We start from the raw sequence: 16,304 nt of genomic DNA on the forward strand, positions 1-16,304 counted from the left end.
GGGGGGGGGGGGGGGGGGGGGTGGTGGGGGAAAGGGGCGGCGGGGGGGGGGAGGGGGGGGCGGGGCCGGGGGGGTTTTTTCCCCCCCGGGGCCGTCGCGCGTCCCGGGGGTGCGTCAGGAGCGCGCGCCGCGCCGGGTGCGCACCAGCACGGTGGCGCTGCCGCCGACCAGCAGCAGACCGGCCGCGGTGGCCAGCAGCGGGACCACCGGGGTCTGCGAACCGGTGGCGGCCAGCACGCCGCCCGCACCGCCCGCACCGGTCAAGCCGCCGCCGGTGGTCAGCGAGGCGCCGCCGACCGTACCGGTGCCCGAACCCTGGCCTCCGGCAGGCTGGTTGGCGCCACCGGCACCGGCGCCGGCACCGGACCCGGCGGTCGGCGGGGTGGCCGGCAGCTTGGCGTCCTTGTCGAACGCCAGGGTGGCGCTGACCGGGTCCAGGGCCGTGCCCGCCGGGTAGTTGGAGAACACCGGGACGCCCTCGGCGGTGAGCGTGGCCGGGACGCCGGAGAGCGTCACCACGCCGTTGACCGGCTTCAGGGCGGAGGCGGGCACGTCCAGCTTGGCGATCCGCGCGCCGCTCAGCGACGTCGCCTTGCCGTCGGGGGACTTGCCGTTCACGTCGGCGGTCAGGAAGGCGCCGCCCTGGTCGATCGTCAGGCCCAGCTTGGAGAGCGTGGTGTCGAGCGCCCAGCCGTCCTTGCCGGGGTGGCCGAGGAAGCGGACCGAGCCGTCGAACGCGGCGGTCAGCGAGTGGTCGGCGGTGTTGTAGCCGCCGGTGGCGCCGCCGAAGCGGTAGTCGGCCGCGCCGCCGCCGAACTCGACCTTGCCGCTCGCCATCGGGGTGGCCAGGTACGCGCGGAAGCTCTCCTTGACCGTCCAGTCGAGGGTGCCGTTCAGCACCGGCAGCCGGCCGGGGGCACCGGTGGGCGCCGGGGTCCCGGTCGCGGACGGGGTGGCGCTCGTGGACGGCGAGGCGGTGGCGCTCGGCGACTGCGTCGCGGACGGCGTCGCGGTGGCCGACGGCGTGGCGGAGGGCGTGGCCGACGGCGTGCCGGTGGCGGACGGCGAGGCGGTCGGCGTGCCCGTGGCGGTCGGGGTCGATGTCGGGGTCGGGGTCGGGGCCGTCGGCGAAGCGGTGGCGGTCGCCGTGGCCGTCGGCGACGGCGTCGCCGGGCTCTGCTTCAGCAGCAGCGACAGCGGGTCCATGTCCGTCCCGGCCGCGTAGAAGCCCGCGAAGGCCTTGGCGCCCTGCTCGGTCAGCTTCGCCGCCGTCGGCACCCCGGTGGTGGTGTCCCGCCCGACGGTGAACGTCACCAGCGGCACGTCGTCCCGTCGGGTGACCTCGGTGGCGCCCATCGACTCCTTGGACGCGGTGTCGGCGGTGAGCGTGCCGGTCGTCCCGGCGGTGGTGACCTTGAGGTCGCTGAGGGCGACGTCCAGCGCGCCGTGGTGGGCGGTGAAGCGGACCCCGCCGGTGAAGGAGGAGCTCAGCGCGTGGGTGGCGAGGTCGTACGTGGCGTTCGCCAGGCCGAAGTGGAAGGTGCCGTCGGCGTTGGTGGTGGCGCCGCCGGTCAGTTCGATGGCGCCGCCCTGGGAGGCCGGGCCGCTGACGTAGCTGCGGAAGCTGGCCTTCACGCCCCAGTCCAGCGCGCCGGTGTCGTACGTGACGCTGCCGGGGCCGCCCGCGCCGAAGGCCAGTGCGGGGGCGCCGAGGGCGGTCAGGCCGAGGCCGGCGGTGGCGGCCGCGAGGGCGGCCAGCCGGGTGCGGTTGCGGGACATGGTGGGTACTCCGTTCGGATGGGGCGGGGGGAGGGAGCGGGGGGACGCTCCGGGGTGTCAGGCCGCGTCGCCGGGGCCCGGCGCATCGCCGGGGCCGCCGTCGGCGCCCGCGCCCGACGCGGCGGCCGCGCGGCGGCGCCGGACGAGCAGGCCGCCGGTCACGGCGAGCGCGGCCACCAGCACGGCGCCGCCGGCCACGGCCGCCACCGGGAAGCCGCCCGGGGAGGAGGAGGCGACGGGCGCGGCGGAGGGGCTGGTGGCGGGGGTCGCGGTGGCGCTCGGCGCGGTGGCCGGGGCGCTGCCGAGGTCGGGCAGCGGGGGCAGCGCCGCGGCCGGGTCGAGCGCGACGGCGAAGCTCAGCGGGTCCATCTCGGTGCCGGCCGGGTAGAGGCCGCCGAAGGCCTTGGCGCCGCCCTCGGTGAGCTTCAGCGGCACCTCGACGGCCTTCAGCAGGCCGCCCTCGGGCTTGAGGCCGGCCGGGTCGAAGGCGCCCAGCTCGACGCCGGTGAGCTGCTGGGTGGCGCCGTCCGGGGTCCGGCCGGAGACGTCCGCGACCAGGCGGCCCTGGCCGCCGGCCACGGTGACGCCCGGGTTGGCGAGGGTGAGGTCCAGGCCGTAGGTGTCGCCGCTGCGCAGCCCGGTGAAGCGCACGGTGCCGGTGAAGGCGGCGGTGAGGTCGCCGTTCGCGGGGTCGTAGCCGCCCTTGGCCGGGGTCCAGCGGAAGTAGGCGCCGCCGTCCGCCGCGCCGGCGCCGAGTTCCCATCGGCCCTGGGCGATCGCGCCGGTGACGTAGTCGCGGAAGGTGCGGCGCACGCCCCAGTCGAGGGCGCCGTTGGCGAACTCGGTCCTGGCGGGGGCCTGGGCGCCGGGCGGGGTGGTCGGGGTCTCGGCGGACGGGGTCTCGGCGGTCGCCGACGGCGTCGGCACGGCGGCCGCCGAGGGGGTGGCCGCGGCGGTCGGCGACGGGGCCGGCGAAGTCGGCTGCGCGGCGGGCAGGTTGACCGAGAGGGTGAGCGGGTCCAGGGCCGTCCCGGCGGGGTAGAAGTTGCCGAAGGCCTTGGCCCCGGCGTCGGTGAGGGTGCCCGGCACGTTGCTGAGCGTCAGGGTGCCGGCCGCGCCGCGCAGGTCGACGCCGGCCAGTGAGAGCTCGGCCAGTTTGGCCTGGCTCGCGCTGCTGACCTGCCCGGTGTCCTTGGACTTGCTGCTGACGTCGGCGTACAGCCCGGCCGCGCCGCCCTGGACGGCCCGGACGGTGAGCCGGGCGAGGCTCAGGTCGAGCGCGTTGGCGCCGTTCTCCTGGTGCCCGGTGAACCGGACCCCGCCGGAGAAGGCGGCGGTCAGCGCACCGGTCGCCGGGTCGTAGCCGCCGGTCGCGGAGTGGAACCGGAAGGTGCTGCCGCCGACCGTGGCCGCGCCGCCGTTGAGCGTCCAACTCCCCTTGGCGATGGGACCGGTGATGTACGTCAGGAAGGACTGCTTGATGCCCCAGTCCAGCCGCCCGCCGGCGACCTTGTCCTCCGCCGCGTGCGCCGGGCCGGGTGAGAGGCCCACCGCCAGCAGGGCGGCGAGGGCGGCCACCAGGGTGGCGGCCAGACGGCGGAGCCGGCTGGACAGGGGCACGGCGGATCACTCCTCGGCGGGGTGCGGTCAGTGGCGGTGAAGGACGCGGCAAGGAAGGGGTCGGGCGTGGCGCCGACCCCCTTGCGGAACTCAGGTAAGGCTAACCTAATATATGAGTCAAGAGTCCCGCCGCAACCCCTCCACCAGGACCGGAGCGGCGACAACTCCCATCGAAGGGAAGCGCGTTGAGCAGCAGTACGATCCGAACCGGGGCGGCCCGCGGGCCCGCCCTCCTGCTGCTCGCCCTCGGCCTGCTGCTCGCCCTCACCGCCTGCGGCCCGTCCGGCACCACCACCGGAGCGGCCGCGGCGAGCTCCTCCCGGGCCCCCGACGCGGTCGAGCCGCTGCCCGTCGAACCCGTCCCGCAGCTCCCGGCCACCACCGCCTCCGTCGACGGCCGCCAGGTCACCGTCACCAGCGCCGAGCGGATCATCCCGCTCAACGGCAGCCTCTCCGAGCTGGTGTTCAGCCTCGGCCTCGGCCCCAAGGTGGTCGCCCGGGACGTCTCCACCACCTTCCAGCAGGCCACCGCCCTGCCGGTGATCACCCAGGCCCACGACGTGTCCGCCGAGGGCGTGCTGTCGCTGCACCCCACCGTCGTCCTCGCCGACCGCTCCACCGGCCCGGCCGAGGCCATCGCGCAGATCCGCGCGGCCGGCGTCCCGCTGCTCGTCCTGGACGACGCCAAGCGGCTCGCCGACGTCGGCCCGCGCATCGACACCGTCGCCGCCGCCCTCGGAGTCCCGGACGCCGGACGGCAGTTGAAGGAGCGCACCGAACAGCGGATCGACGAGGCCAGGGCCGCCGCCCCGACCGCCGCCCGCCACCCCAAGGTCGCCTTCCTCTACCTGCGCGGCAGCGCCTCCGTCTACCTGCTCGGCGGGCCCGCCTCCGGCGCCGGCTCGCTGATCGAGGCGGTCGGCGGCCAGGACGCCGGCACCGCCGCCGGCCTCACCGGCGACTTCACCCCGCTCACCAGCGAGGCCCTGGTCAAGGCCGCGCCCGACGCCATCCTGGTGATGAGCAAGGGCCTGGACTCGGTCGGCGGCGTCGACGGCCTGCTCAAGCTGCCCGGCGTCGCCCAGACCCCGGCCGGCCTCGACCGCCGGATCGTCTCGATCGAGGACGGCCAACTGCTCAGCTACGGCCCGCGCACCCCCCAGGTGCTCCGCGAGATCGCCGCCCAGCTCTACCCGGCGGACGCCAAGTGACCACCGCCGTACGGGCGAAGACCGCGCCCGCCGTCAGCAGGACCACCCTGATCACCGCCGGACTCGCCGCCGCCCTGGTGCTCTGCGCCCTGCTCGCCGCCGGCATCGGCGCCTACCGCATCCCGCTCGGCGACATCCTGGCCTCCGCCGCCCACCGGCTCGGCCTCGGCGGGCACGCCCTGGACCGGGTGCCCGAGTCGGTGCTGTGGAACGTCCGGCTCCCCCGAGTGGTGCTCGCCCTGCTGGTCGGCGGCTCGCTCGGCTGCGCCGGGGCGCTGATGCAGGGCGTGTTCGGCAACCCGCTGGCCGAGCCCGCCGTGATCGGCGTCTCCTCGGGCGGCGCGGTCGGCGCGGTGGCCTGCATCGTGCTCGGCCTGGACGCCCTCGGCAGCTGGACGATCACCGCCTTCGCCTTCGCCAGCGGCCTGCTGACCGTCTTCGCCGTGTACCTGATGGCCCGCTCCGGCGGACGCACCGAGGTGGTCACGCTGATCCTCACCGGGGTCGCCGTGAACGCCTTCTGCGGCGCGCTGATCGGGATCTTCCTGTTCACCGCCGACTCCGCCGCGATCAGCCAGGTCACCTTCTGGCAGCTCGGCTCGCTCTCCCAGGCCACCTGGGGCAAGGTGCTCGCCGTCCTGCCGTTCGCCGCCGTCGGCCTGGCCGTCGCCCCGCTGTACGCCCGCAAGCTGGACCTGCTGGCCCTCGGCGAACGCCCGGCCCGCCACCTCGGGGTGGACGTCGAACGGATGCGGCTGGTGCTGATCACCGTCGTCGCGCTGCTCACCGCCGCGGCCGTCGCGGTCAGCGGCATCATCGGCTTCGTCGGGCTGGTCGTCCCGCACCTGCTGCGGATGCTGGCCGGGCCCGGCCACCGCTTCCTGCTGCCCGCCTCGGCGCTCGGCGGCGCGCTGGTCCTGGTGGCCGCCGACCTCGCCGCCCGCACCGTCGCCGAGCCGGCCGAGCTGCCGCTCGGGGTGCTCACCGCACTGATCGGCAGTCCGTTCTTCTTCTGGCTGCTGCGCCGCACCAGGACCAGGCAGGGAGGCTGGGCATGAGATTGCGAACCCCCCGGGAGGTGCCCGAACGGCCCCTGCCCGGAAGCGAGTTGCTGACCGCCGAGACCGTCCGGCTGACCATCGGCGGGCGCGCCCTACTGGACGGCGCGTCGGTGCGGGTCGCCGCCGGAGAGGTGGTCGCGCTGCTCGGACCGAACGGCGCCGGCAAGTCCACCCTGCTGTCCGTCCTGGCCGGCGACGTCCGGCCGGACGGCGGCGAGGTCCGGCTGCGCGGCCGCCCGCTGGCCGGCTACGGCGCCGCCGAGCTCGCCCTGCACCGCGCGCTGCTGCCGCAGTCCGCCGCGCTGTCCTTCCCGTTCCCCGCCGACGAGGTGGTCCGGATGGGCCGCGCCCCCTGGACCGGCACGGCCGCCGCCGCCGAGGACGAGGCCGTGGTCGCCGAGGCGATGGCCGCCACCGAGTCCGCCGCCTTCGCCGGGCGCCCGTTCACCGCCCTGTCCGGCGGCGAGCGGGCCCGGGTGGCGCTGGCCCGGGTGCTGGCCCAGCGCGCCCCGCTGCTGCTGCTGGACGAGCCGACCGCCGCCCTCGACCTGCGCCACCAGGAGCTGGTGCTGCGGGTCGCCCGGGAGCGCGCCGCCGCCGGGGACGGCGTGGTCGTGGTGCTGCACGACCTGTCCCTGGCGGCGGCCTACGCGGACCGGGTGGTGCTGCTGAACGCCGGGTCGACGGTCGCGGACGGGCCGGTCGCCGAGGTGCTGCGCGCCCCGCTGCTCAGCGAGGTGTACGGCCACCCGGTCGAGGTGCTGGCGCACCCGCGCACCGGGGTGCCGCTGGTGCTGCCCGAACGCTGACCGGGCGGCCGGGGCCGACGGCGGGGCTGCGGGACGGGCTGCGGGACGGGCTGCGAGCGGGCCTGGGCCGGGCCGCGGAAGCGGGCTCAGTCCTCCAGCCGGAAGCCGAGCTTCAGTCCGACCTGGTAGTGCTTCACCCCGCCGTCCTCCAGGTGGCCCCGGACCTGCGTCACCTCGAACCAGTCGAGGTTGCGCAGCGTCCGGGAGGCCCGCTCCACCCCGTTGCGGATCGCGGCGTCGACGCTCTCGGTCGAGGATCCGACGATCTCGGTCACCCGGTACACGTGGTCAGTCATGGCGGACTCCCTCAGCTGTGCGACGGCCCCCGGTCCACCGTGCACCGCCGCCGCTCCGCCCGCACGCCGACGGCCGCCTCCGGCCGCCCCGCATCCCCTGGAAGGCCGCTGCCAGGCCCCTTGCAGGCCGCGACAGGCCCCGGGGAGGCCCCTTGCAGGCCCCCGGGAGGCCGTGGGAGGCCGCTAGAAGGCCGCCCGCACCTGCCCGACCGGGACGCCTCCGCCCAGCAGCGGGGCCGCCCCGATCCGCTCGACGGTCTCGTCCGCGCCGGTCACCCCGAGCCGGCGCAGTGCGGCCGCCAGCACCGGGCCGCGGGCCCGCTCGCCGCCGTCGTCGATCTTGAAGGCGAGCGCCCGCCCGTCCGGCAGCGCCACCACCTGGACGGCCTCGGCGCCCATCTTGGACAGCGCGCCGGGGACGGCCCGCATCAGCCAGGTGTCGGCCCGGCGGGTGCCGGCCACGTACTCGGGGTGGGCGCGCATCGCGTCGGCCACCCGGCGGGGCGCCGTGCCCTCGGCGGCCAGCACCAGGCCGCGGTAGCCGCGTGCCAGGCCGGTCAGCGTGACGGCCAGCAGCGGCGCGCCGCAGCCGTCCACCCCGGCGTGCGTGGCGGTCTCGCCGGTGCCCTCCTCCAGGGCCTCGCGGGCCAGCAGCTGGATCGGGTGCCCGGGGTCGAGGTAGCTCGCGGTGTCCCAGCCGTTGGCGACGCAGGCGGCGAGCCAGCCGGCGTGCTTGCCGGAGCAGTCCATCAGGACGGGGGCGCGGCGGCCGCCGGAGCCGAGCAGCAGTTCCGCCTCGGTCTCGTCCAGCGGGAGGTCGGCCGGGGTGCGCAGGGCGGACTCGTCGAGCCCGGCGGAGCTCAGGATGGCCCGGACAGCATCGAGATGAAACGATTCTGCGGAGTGGCTGGAGGCGGCCAGCGCCAGCAGCTCGCCCTCGATCGCCAGCCCGGCCCGCAGCGTGGCCACCGCCTGGAACGGCTTGGCGGTCGACCGGGGGAAGACCGGAGCGTCGGGGTCGCCGAGCGCGAACTCCACCGAGCCGTCGGCGGCGAGCAGCACCAGGGAGCCGTGGTGGCGGCCCTCGGTGAAGCCCGAGCGTATGACCTCGGCGAGGACGACGGGCGGGGTGGCGGACTGGGACATGGCGGGAGCCTTCCGGGGGTGAGGGTGGACCGGGCCCCGCCCGCCCGTGGTACCTCACCCGGTCAGAGCGGCCCCCCTGCGAGCAGGTCCTCGACCCGTGCTTCCCCATCACGGTACCTGCGGGTGATCTCCGCGCTGCAACCGTCGGCCGTCCGCAGCAGCCGCTGCCGCCGCCCGGACACCTCGCGCTCGTGCGCGCGCAGCCGCTCCAGCGCGGCCAGCAGCTCCTCCGCCGGGTGCGCGGCCAGGTCGGCGAGCTGGACGTCCCCCATCAGCTCGGCCGCCTCCAGCTGGGACTCGTGGCCGCGTGGCGGCCCGAGCGTGACGTGCCGGGCCGAGCGCCGCACGGTGGAGGGCGCGTCGGTCAGGATGGCCGGGAGGCGGTCCAGCAGGTCGCCGGGGGGCCCGTCGGCGCCGCCTGCCCCGGGCGGTCCGGCCGGCCGGGGCGGGCCGCCGGGCCGGCGGTCGAGTTCGGCGCGCAGGATGTCCATCCGCCCGTGCAGCAGCCGCCGCAGGTAGGAGAGGTCGGCCTCCTGCTCCAGGGTCTCCCGGCGCAGGATCCGCAGCTGGTCCAGGCCCAGCCGCTCCAGGTCGGGCTCTATCGCCGTGCCCAGGGCCCCGGCGCCCCCGGCGACCTCCGCCACGTGCCCGGACCGGTCCCACGCCGCGCTGCTCGCGTCCATCAACCAACCCACCTGCCGTCGTCCGATCCCGCCCGCTCGCGGCACTGCGTCCCTGCCGCCGGTCCGGCCCGTCCCCCGACGGGCTCACGCGTCCCGTCCGTTGGCACGCCCGGCCACCCCCGAAGGTTCCGGTTCCCGGCCGCAACCACCCACCGGGGCGATGCCGCCAGAACGCCTGACCTACCGGCTCGACCTCCCGGCCGAGCCCGGCCCGGTGCGGCGGACCATATGGCGCGCCGGGCCCTCCGTACGGTCCACCAGCGTGCCACCCCGCCCGGCGCGGGCGCACCGCCCGTGCACCCGAACGGCCCCCTGGCGAACGGGGGTGGCTGATATGACCGGACCTTTCCGCAGGAAGAGCGGCGCCCGACCCCGCGCAGGCGTGCACCACCCAGCGTGCACCACCTGCACACGCGCCCCTCCCGCACGCCCCGGCGTGCCGCCGGGCACGGCACCGGGTGCCCGGCGGGCACGCCCCGGGCCTCCGGCACAATGGCGGCATGCGAGCAGTGGTGCAGCGAGTGACCGAGGCCAGGGTGACCGTGGCCGGAGAGACCGTCGGCGCGATCGAGGGGCCCGGGCTCTGCGTCCTGGTCGGCGTCACCCACGAGGACACCCCGGCCAAGGCCGCCCAACTGGCCCGCAAGCTGTGGACGCTGCGGCTGCTGCCCGCCGACGACGAGGGCGTCGAGCAGTCCTGCTCCGACCTCGGGGCCCCGCTGCTGGTGATCAGCCAGTTCACCCTCTACGGCGACGCCCGCAAGGGCCGCCGCCCGACCTGGAACGCCGCCGCCCCCGGCCCGGTCGCCGAGCCCCTGGTGGACGAGGTGGTCGCCCAACTGCGCGCGCTCGGCGCCAAGGTGGAGACGGGCCGGTTCGGCGCCGACATGCAGGTGGCGCTGGTGAACGACGGCCCGTTCACCGTCCTCGTGGAGGTCTGACCGCAGCCGGGCGCACGGGCTACTGCGGGACGATCACGTCCTGGGTGCCCGGCACCGTCCCGGCCAGCAGCACCGCGTCCACCGGGACGTTCCGCTTGACGATCGCCAGCGCGATCGGCCCCAGCTCGTGGTGGCGGGCCGAGGAGGTGACGAAGCCGAGCGGGCGCCCGTCCGGCTCGGCGGCCAGCCGCACCTGCGTCCCGTGCGGGGGCAGCGTCTCCTCGGTGCCGTCCAGGTGCAGGAAGACCAGGCGGCGCGGCGGCCGGCCCAGGTTGTGCACCCGGGCGACGGTCTCCTGTCCGCGGTAGCAGCCCTTCTGCAGGTGGACGGCGGTGCGCAGCCAGTCCACCTCGTGCGGGATGGTCCGGTGGTCGGTCTCGAAGCCCAGCCGCGGCCGGTGGCCCTCGATCCGCAGCGCCTCGTACGCCCAGACCCCCGCCGCCGGGCCGTACCCGGCGGTCAGCTTCGCCAGCTCGGCGCGCGGCACGAACAGGTCTCGCCCGTACGGGAGTTCGCGCACCGCCGCGACGCCTTCGACGGAGGCGGTGGAGCCCGCCGGCAGGTGCACCACGGCGTACTCGGCGGTCGCGTCGGCGACCTCCACCCGGTAGAAGAACTTCATGCTCTCCAGGTAGCCCAGCAGCGCCTCCTGGGTGCCCGGCTCGACGTGCGCCCAGGTGGTGGTGCCGTCGTCGACCAGGTAGAGCGCGTGCTCGACGTGCCCGTTCGGGGAGAGCACCAGCGCCTCGGTGGCCTCCTGCGGCGCCAGCGCGCTGACGTGCTGGGTGAGCAGCAGGTGCAGCCAGGCCAGGCGGTCCTGGCCGGTGACGGTGAGCACGCCGCGGTGCGAGAGGTCGACGAAGCCGGTGCCCTGCGCGAGGTTGCGTTGCTCGCGGAAGATGTCGCCGTAGTGGGCGGCGACGCCCTCGTCGGCGCCTTCGGCGGGGACGGCTCCGGGCAGGCTCAGCAGCGGGCTCTTCATACCGGCCAGCTTACGACCGGCCGTCCGCGAGCTTGGCGGTGCAGTCGGCGCAGCGGCCGAAGATGGCGAAGTGCTTGAGGTCGGTGTCGAATCCGTGCTGTTCGCGCAGGCTGCTGATCAGCGGCTCGGCGATCTCGGTGCCGGTCTCGGAGACCTTGTCGCAGTCCCGGCAGACCAGGTGCAGGTGGTGGTGGCGGCCGGCCAGGTGGTAGGTCGGGGCGCCGTGGCCGAGGTGGGCGTGCGAGACCAGGCCGAGTTCCTCCAGCAGCTCCAGGGTCCGGTAGACGGTGGAGATGTTGACGCCGCTGGCGGTCTGCCGGACGTGGCAGAGGATCTCGTCGGGGGTGGCGTGGTCGAGGCGGTCGACGGCTTCGAGTACGAGCTGCCGCTGCGGGGTCAGCCGGTAGCCGCGTTCGCGCAGGTCGGCCTTCCAGTCGCCGGAGAGCTGCCAGTCGGTGGTGCCGGTGTCCGCCACGGTGCTGTCCCTGCCAAGGTCGGGGGTCCTGAGGCAAGTGTAGGGACCGGCCGGCGGCCGGTCCCTACCTCACGCGAAAGCCGTACCGCTCAGCGGAGCGCCGGGCTCACTTGAAGAACGCGATGCCGTCGTCCGGCAGGTCGTTGATGTCCTTGATCAGCTGGGCCGGGCTGAGCACCTTCTTCAGCTGGGCCGACATGTACGGGCGCAGCGGCACGTTCGGGGCGGCCTTCTCGCCGACCCAGAGCAGCTCCTCGTTGACGAAGCCGTACAGCCGCTTGCCGCCCGAGTACTCCGGCGAGCCCTCGATCCGGGCGACCGCGTCCGTGGAGACGTCGATCTGCGGCTTGCCGTCGGCCAGCTCGCCGTACCAGATCTCCACGGTGCCGTCGTCGCGGACGGAGGAGATCTCGATCCCGCGGACGCCGCTGGTGCCGTCGTGGTTGCTGGTGATGCGCCAGAACGCGTGCTCGTTCTCCAGCGGACGGACCTTCTCGCCCTCGTTGTCCAGCACCCAGGTGCGGGAGCGGAACTCCAGGAAGGGCCGGCCGTCGTGCCGGATCACGATCTCCTGGCCGAAGTTGCACTTCTCGGCGCCAGGGCCCTCTTCATCTGGCAACGGGGCGTAAACGCCCGCGCCCTCCCAGGTGCCGAGGAGGAAGGCGAGCGGGACGACGTCCTTGTGGAGGTCAGAGGGGATCTCGATCATGTTCCTGGTCGCTGTCGTCGTCGGTGTGGGCTGCCTCAACCGTACGGCAGGATCAGCGCTGGCCCTGGTAGAGCTTCATCACCGAGAAGATGGCGAACCAGGTGATCAGCACGGCCATGAGGGCCAGCAGACCGTCGAAGAAGATTTCCAGACCGGACACGGGTGGCTCCCAGGCGGCGACAGTGTGGTGGATTTTGCTGCCGCTCACTCTATCCGCCGGTCATCGGCCGGTCGCGGTGAGCCCCACCACGTCATCGTTCGCGCCGATTCTCCCCCGCCGTCCAAGGTTTCCCCAAGGGATCCTGGGATGACGGCGAGCGGGGGCCGCGAGCCCTCTAAGGTGGCGCCATGTCGAAGAAACTCGTCATCAAGGTCACCGCCGGGGCCGATGCGCCGGAGCGGTGTTCGCAGGCGTTCACCGTCGCGGCGGTGGCCGTCGCCAGCGGGATCGAGGTCTCGCTCTGGCTGACCGGGGAGTCCTCCTGGTTCGCCCTGCCGGGGCGGGCGGCGGAGTTCGAACTGCCGCACGCGGCACCGCTTCCGGACCTGCTGGAGGCGATCCTCGCGAGCGGCTCGGTGACGCTGTGCACCCAGTGTGCGGCCCGCCGGGGGATCGTGCAGCAGGACACCGTCGAGGGCGTCCGGATCGCGGGCGCGCAGGTCTTCGTCAGCGAGATCATGGCGGACAACGTCCAGGCACTCGTCTACTGACGCCTACGGGTGCTCCTCGTGGTCGGGGCGGTCCCGGTCGTGGCCGGGATCGTCCCACTTCGGGTCGTCCCAGCGCGGGTCGTTCCACCAGTCGTCGTCCGGGTCCCGCTTGTTGGCGAACACCGCGGCGGCCGGCGGGATCACCATCGCCACCACGCACATGCCGATCGCGGCGGGCACGGAGAAGAACCTCACCACGCCCCAGGCCAGCACGAACAGGCCCAGGCAGACGCCCATCAGGGCGAAGTAGTAGTGCCGCCGCCGCCTTGTCTGCACGCCTCCACGGTACGACCGAGGGCCCTGCCGCGGCAGGGCCCTCGGTGTACTTCGTCCGCGGATCAGGTGGATCGGGTCGATCGGGCGCCGATCAGACCGCGATCGCGACCTCGACGGCGGTGCCCTGGGAGGCCACCACCTGACGGTCCACGGTCTGGCCCGGCACCAGCGCGCGCAGGGTCCACTTGCCCGGGCGGGCGAAGAACCGGAACTGGCCGGTCGCCGAGGTGGGCACCTCGGCCGTGAACTCGCCCCCCTCGTCGAGCAGCCGGACGTAGCCGTTGACCGGCTCACCGTCGCGGGTCACCGAACCCTGGATGATCGTTTCGTTCGCCACGTCAACTCCTGCCAGGTCCGGGCCGCCGGCCTTCGCACCGCACATGTCTTGTCTTCCCTTCTGACGACGGTCGAGCCGCGGGCTCAGTTGCTGCCGAGCTCGATCGGCACGCCGACGAGGCTGCCGTACTCGGTCCACGAACCGTCGTAGTTCTTGACGTTCTCCTGGCCGAGCAGCTCGTGCAGGACGAACCAGGTGAGCGCGGAGCGCTCGCCGATGCGGCAGTACGCGATGGTGTCCTTCGCCAGGTCGATGCCCTCGGCCTCGTACAGCGCCTTGAGCTCGTCGTCGCTCTTGAAGGTGCCGTCGTCGTTGGCGTTCTTGGCCCACGGGATGTTGCGGGCGCTCGGCACGTGGCCGGGGCGCTGCGACTGCTCCTGCGGGAGGTGCGCCGGGGCGAGCAGCTTGCCGGAGAACTCGTCGGGCGAACGGACGTCGACCAGGTTGAGCTGGCCGATGGCCGCGAGCACGTCGTCGCGGAAGGCGCGGATCGAGGAGTCGACGGCCTGCGCCCGGTACTCGGTGGCCTCGCGGGCCGGCACCTCGGCGACCAGGTCGCGGGAGTCCAGCTCCCACTTCTTGCGGCCGCCGTCCAGCAGGCGGACGTCACCGTGGCCGTACAGCTTGAAGTACCAGTAGGCGTACGAGGCGAACCAGTTGTTGTTGCCGCCGTAGAGCACGACGGTGTCGTCGTTGGCGATGCCCTTGGCGCTGAGCAGCGCGCCGAAGCCGGCCTGGTCGATGAAGTCGCGGCGGACCGGGTCCTGGAGGTCCTGCTTCCAGTCGATCCGGACGGCGTTGCGGATGTGGTTCTTGTCGTACGCGGAGGTGTCCTCGTCGACCTCGACGATGACGACCTTCGGGTCGTCCAGGTGGGCCTGGACCCAGTCGGCGTCGACCAGGACGTCGCTGCGGCTCATGGTGGTGTTCTCCATCCGAGGGCGGTGTGCGGAAGGTTCTGCTCGGGAGGTGCTGCCGGGTGCCCGGGCGACTGCGGTCCGAATTCCTGTCCGAATACTGGGACGAGGGTGGCGGTCCGGGCCGACCGGGCGGGGAGCTGCGGGGTGCGGCGGCGACGGCCGGCCGGGGTGGCCGGGCAAGGTCACCGGGAAAATCGGCGGCGGGCTTCAACTGCCCAGCCAAAACGCCGAGTTAGCGCATTCGACACAGACAGGCGGCCACGCGGCACAGGTCGACCGCCCGCCGCTTCGTGAGATCCGTCTGTCGCTTCATGTCGACGATGCTAGGGACACCGGAGGCCCGCTGTCATCAGCGTACCGAATGTCGAGACCAGATAGACCGAATGCTGAGATTTGACCCTTTCATGGCCTGCCGGGCAGACGTCCCGTCCGAGACCGGCGGCCCCGGACGGCCCACAACGGGCGGAAACGACACCGCTCCGCGATCCGCGCCGGACGGCGCGTCTCGCGGAGCGGAACACAAGAAACACAAGAAACGGAAGGAGCGGCACGGGAGTGGAAGTGACCGGCCGGTCAGCCCAGCAGCTTGACGCCCTTGCCCTCGAAGGTCAGCTGCACGCCCTCCGGCAGCGGCGTCGCCCCGTCCTTGTCGGCCAGCTTCAGCCCGGCCGGGAGCGAGTCGAGGGTGAAGCTCATCGGCGCCAGCCGCTGGTCGGTGACCCCGGCGAACATCCCGGCCAGCGCGCTGAGCTGGAAGCCGTCCACCGTGACGGTGCTCCCGCTGTTGTGCAGCGAACCCTCGCCGACCGCGATCGGCCCCAGCGCGGCCTTGATCTTGCCCGGCCCGCCGTACGACAGGGCCAGCCGGGTGTTGCCGCCCACCGGCAGCTTGCCCGCCCCCGACATCAGCTGGGAGGCCGGCGGCAGCAGCTGCGCGAGGTCCGCGTACGAGATCAGGCCGCTGCCGGTGCCGCTGTCCACCGTGGCGCTCTTCAGGCTGTCGCTCACCGTGACGCCGGACAGCCGGGCCTTGAAGGAGCGCAGCGCCACCTGGCGGCCGCCGTCGCCGACGGTCAGGCCGTCGGAGGAGATCCGGACGTCGTCCAGCTTCATCGACAGCGCCTGGGTGAGGAACGGGAAGCCCTCGATCGAGATGTCCGGCCGCTGGCTCATCCGGCCGCTGCTCACCATCCGGTCGGCGGCCTGGTCCTCGGCCACCCCGACCGCGATCCGGTCGGCGCCGACCAGCAGGCCGGCGAGCACCACCAGGCCGATCGTCGCCTTCAGCCATCCGCGCATCGCACTCCCCGTCGTCGCCGGTCGCCCTTGTCGTTCGCTGTCCTCGTTCGGTGTTCCTCGCCCGGCGTTCCCCGCCGGCGTTCCCTGCCCGGTGTTCCATGGCGGCCCCCGGCCGAGGCCGTTCCCGCCCGACCGTACGACGTCCCGCCCCGGAGCATGGTTCCGGAGCGGGACGCGCGGTCGTCGACCGGGTGTCAGCCGGCCAGCAGGTCCGTGGCGATCCAGATCAGCGGCGAGGCCACCGCCAGCGGCAACGCCACACCCGCCGTCATGTGCACGAACCGGGACGGGAAGTCGTACGCCGCGACGCGTCGGCCGACCAGCGCACCCAGCCCCGCCAGCACCCCCAGCGCCGGCGGCGCGCCCACCAGCAGACCCAGCAGCACCGCCGCCGCCAGGCCCAGCACCGGGCCCAGCAGCTTCGGACCGGGCAGCGGCGCCGCGGCCAGCACGGTGGCCAGCGCGACCGCGCCCACCCCGGCCGGCACCCAGTCGGCCACCAGCAGCGAGGTGCACAGCGCCGTCACCACCGTGGCCGAGCCGAGCACCGTCAGCGCGTAGAACCGCTCCTTCGGGTCCGAGGGGCGGAACGTCTGCAGCACCAGGACCAACAGGAAGAACCCGCCCAGCGTGCCGACCACCGCCGCCACGCTGCCCTCGGAGTCCGCCAGCAGCACCGCCGCGTCCGCGGTCAGCCCAGCCAGCGCGGCGAGCGCGATGCCCTGGCGGGCCGGCCACATCCCGTTCAGCCGGAACCAGCCGGCCGCCGTCAGCACCTGGAGCAGCGCCACCACCAGTGCCAGCGCCACCTGCCCGAGCGCGGCGCCGCCGGCCAGCAGCGCGGCCACGCCGGCGGTGATCAGCGCGGGCTGCAGGCCCGGATCGATGATCGGCGAACCGGTCCGGCCACTCGGGCCGGCGGGCGGCGCGGGCTGCGCCGGGACGGCCGCGTACGGCGGCGCGGCCGGGGCGCCCGCCGGGCCGCCGGGGGCGACCGGGCGCTTGAGCGTCATGGTCGGCGAGTCGAGGGCGGGCGCTCCCTGCTGCGG

General features: G+C 74.5%; 18 protein-coding genes and 1 pseudogene. 5 read left to right on the plus strand and 14 right to left on the minus strand.

Translation table 11 applies throughout. From position 1 onward, the window contains the following. Positions 1-114: 114 nt before the first annotated feature. Together ACFVX9_RS34845 and ACFVX9_RS34850 are read right to left on the minus strand one after the other, a co-directional pair. On the minus strand, positions 115-1,779 hold the full coding sequence (locus tag ACFVX9_RS34845; RefSeq protein ID WP_387985737.1) for an HtaA domain-containing protein: 1,665 nt from the start codon (positions 1,777-1,779) through the stop codon (positions 115-117). Positions 1,780-1,836: 57 nt separating this feature from the next. Next, complete coding sequence (locus ACFVX9_RS34850; RefSeq protein ID WP_387985740.1) at positions 1,837-3,399, minus strand: HtaA domain-containing protein; 1,563 nt, start codon at positions 3,397-3,399, stop codon at positions 1,837-1,839. Between the two features lie 185 nt (positions 3,400-3,584). On the opposite strand from ACFVX9_RS34850, the gene ACFVX9_RS34855 reads away from it, so the two are divergent. Genes ACFVX9_RS34855 through ACFVX9_RS34865 form a run of 3 tightly spaced genes read left to right on the plus strand, consistent with a single transcriptional unit; the run spans position 3,585 to position 6,480 of the window. Then, entirely contained in the window at positions 3,585-4,610 is a 1,026-nt protein-coding gene (locus tag ACFVX9_RS34855; protein ID WP_387985742.1) for a hemin ABC transporter substrate-binding protein, read from the plus strand. Beyond that, on the plus strand, positions 4,607-5,668 hold the full coding sequence (locus ACFVX9_RS34860; protein WP_363625016.1) for an iron ABC transporter permease: 1,062 nt from the start codon (positions 4,607-4,609) through the stop codon (positions 5,666-5,668). The genes ACFVX9_RS34855 and ACFVX9_RS34860 overlap by 4 nt, the downstream gene beginning before the upstream one ends. After that, the gene (locus tag ACFVX9_RS34865; RefSeq protein WP_380341872.1) at positions 5,665-6,480 is read left to right on the plus strand and encodes a heme ABC transporter ATP-binding protein; all 816 of its coding nucleotides are present in this window, start codon (positions 5,665-5,667) and stop codon (positions 6,478-6,480) included. The genes ACFVX9_RS34860 and ACFVX9_RS34865 overlap by 4 nt, the downstream gene beginning before the upstream one ends. Before the next feature lie 86 nt (positions 6,481-6,566). Here ACFVX9_RS34865 and ACFVX9_RS34870 read toward each other — a convergent pair whose 3' ends face one another. The 3 genes from ACFVX9_RS34870 to ACFVX9_RS34880 form a co-directional block, all read right to left on the minus strand. Further along, complete coding sequence (locus tag ACFVX9_RS34870; protein ID WP_063348261.1) at positions 6,567-6,776, minus strand: dodecin; 210 nt, start codon at positions 6,774-6,776, stop codon at positions 6,567-6,569. A gap of 183 nt (positions 6,777-6,959) precedes the next feature. Continuing rightward, the gene (locus ACFVX9_RS34875) at positions 6,960-7,922 is read right to left on the minus strand and encodes an asparaginase (RefSeq protein ID WP_063348262.1); all 963 of its coding nucleotides are present in this window, start codon (positions 7,920-7,922) and stop codon (positions 6,960-6,962) included. A 62-nt stretch (positions 7,923-7,984) separates the two neighbouring features. After that, the gene (locus ACFVX9_RS34880; RefSeq protein ID WP_380341865.1) at positions 7,985-8,605 is read right to left on the minus strand and encodes an ABC transporter substrate-binding protein; all 621 of its coding nucleotides are present in this window, start codon (positions 8,603-8,605) and stop codon (positions 7,985-7,987) included. Between the two features lie 500 nt (positions 8,606-9,105). Between ACFVX9_RS34880 and dtd the strand changes: the two genes are divergently transcribed. Beyond that, positions 9,106-9,546, plus strand: coding sequence for a D-aminoacyl-tRNA deacylase (gene dtd / locus ACFVX9_RS34885; protein WP_063348263.1), 441 nt, complete (start codon positions 9,106-9,108; stop codon positions 9,544-9,546). A gap of 19 nt (positions 9,547-9,565) precedes the next feature. Here the strand turns inward: dtd and ACFVX9_RS34890 are convergent, their stop codons facing one another. The 3 genes from ACFVX9_RS34890 to ACFVX9_RS34900 form a co-directional block, all read right to left on the minus strand. Then, the gene (locus ACFVX9_RS34890) at positions 9,566-10,528 is read right to left on the minus strand and encodes a folate-binding protein YgfZ (protein ID WP_063348264.1); all 963 of its coding nucleotides are present in this window, start codon (positions 10,526-10,528) and stop codon (positions 9,566-9,568) included. Positions 10,529-10,538: 10 nt separating this feature from the next. Further along, positions 10,539-11,003 (minus strand): transcriptional repressor, encoded by a 465-nt coding sequence (locus ACFVX9_RS34895; protein WP_363376753.1) that lies wholly within the window; start codon positions 11,001-11,003, stop codon positions 10,539-10,541. Between the two features lie 106 nt (positions 11,004-11,109). Then, positions 11,110-11,712: an FABP family protein gene (locus tag ACFVX9_RS34900; protein ID WP_063348266.1), complete on the minus strand. Its 603-nt coding sequence runs from the start codon at positions 11,710-11,712 to the stop codon at positions 11,110-11,112. Between the two features lie 348 nt (positions 11,713-12,060). Here ACFVX9_RS34900 and ACFVX9_RS34905 point away from each other — a divergent pair, with 348 nt between their 5' ends. Beyond that, complete coding sequence (locus ACFVX9_RS34905) at positions 12,061-12,423, plus strand: DsrE family protein (protein ID WP_063348267.1); 363 nt, start codon at positions 12,061-12,063, stop codon at positions 12,421-12,423. A 3-nt stretch (positions 12,424-12,426) separates the two neighbouring features. Here the strand turns inward: ACFVX9_RS34905 and ACFVX9_RS34910 are convergent, their stop codons facing one another. The 6 genes and pseudogenes from ACFVX9_RS34910 to ACFVX9_RS34935 form a co-directional block, all read right to left on the minus strand. After that, positions 12,427-12,699, minus strand: coding sequence for a DUF3099 domain-containing protein (locus ACFVX9_RS34910; RefSeq protein WP_079135696.1), 273 nt, complete (start codon positions 12,697-12,699; stop codon positions 12,427-12,429). A 91-nt stretch (positions 12,700-12,790) separates the two neighbouring features. Beyond that, a complete protein-coding gene (locus ACFVX9_RS34915) occupies positions 12,791-13,081 on the minus strand; it encodes a DUF1416 domain-containing protein (RefSeq protein ID WP_030059605.1) in 291 nt (96 codons plus the stop codon). A 38-nt stretch (positions 13,082-13,119) separates the two neighbouring features. Continuing rightward, entirely contained in the window at positions 13,120-13,956 is an 837-nt protein-coding gene (locus ACFVX9_RS34920; protein WP_387985752.1) for a sulfurtransferase, read from the minus strand. 232 nt (positions 13,957-14,188) lie between these two features. Next, entirely contained in the window at positions 14,189-14,269 is an 81-nt protein-coding gene (locus ACFVX9_RS34925; RefSeq protein ID WP_350517234.1) for an Ms5788A family Cys-rich leader peptide, read from the minus strand. Positions 14,270-14,529: 260 nt separating this feature from the next. Then, complete coding sequence (locus tag ACFVX9_RS34930) at positions 14,530-15,255, minus strand: DUF2993 domain-containing protein (protein ID WP_380378127.1); 726 nt, start codon at positions 15,253-15,255, stop codon at positions 14,530-14,532. A 194-nt stretch (positions 15,256-15,449) separates the two neighbouring features. After that, positions 15,450-16,304, minus strand: a pseudogene (locus ACFVX9_RS34935) (hypothetical protein); the annotation flags it as partial.

Origin of the sequence: Kitasatospora sp. NPDC058243 (assembly GCF_042882025.1) — a bacterium.
GTDB lineage: Bacteria > Actinomycetota > Actinomycetes > Streptomycetales > Streptomycetaceae > Kitasatospora.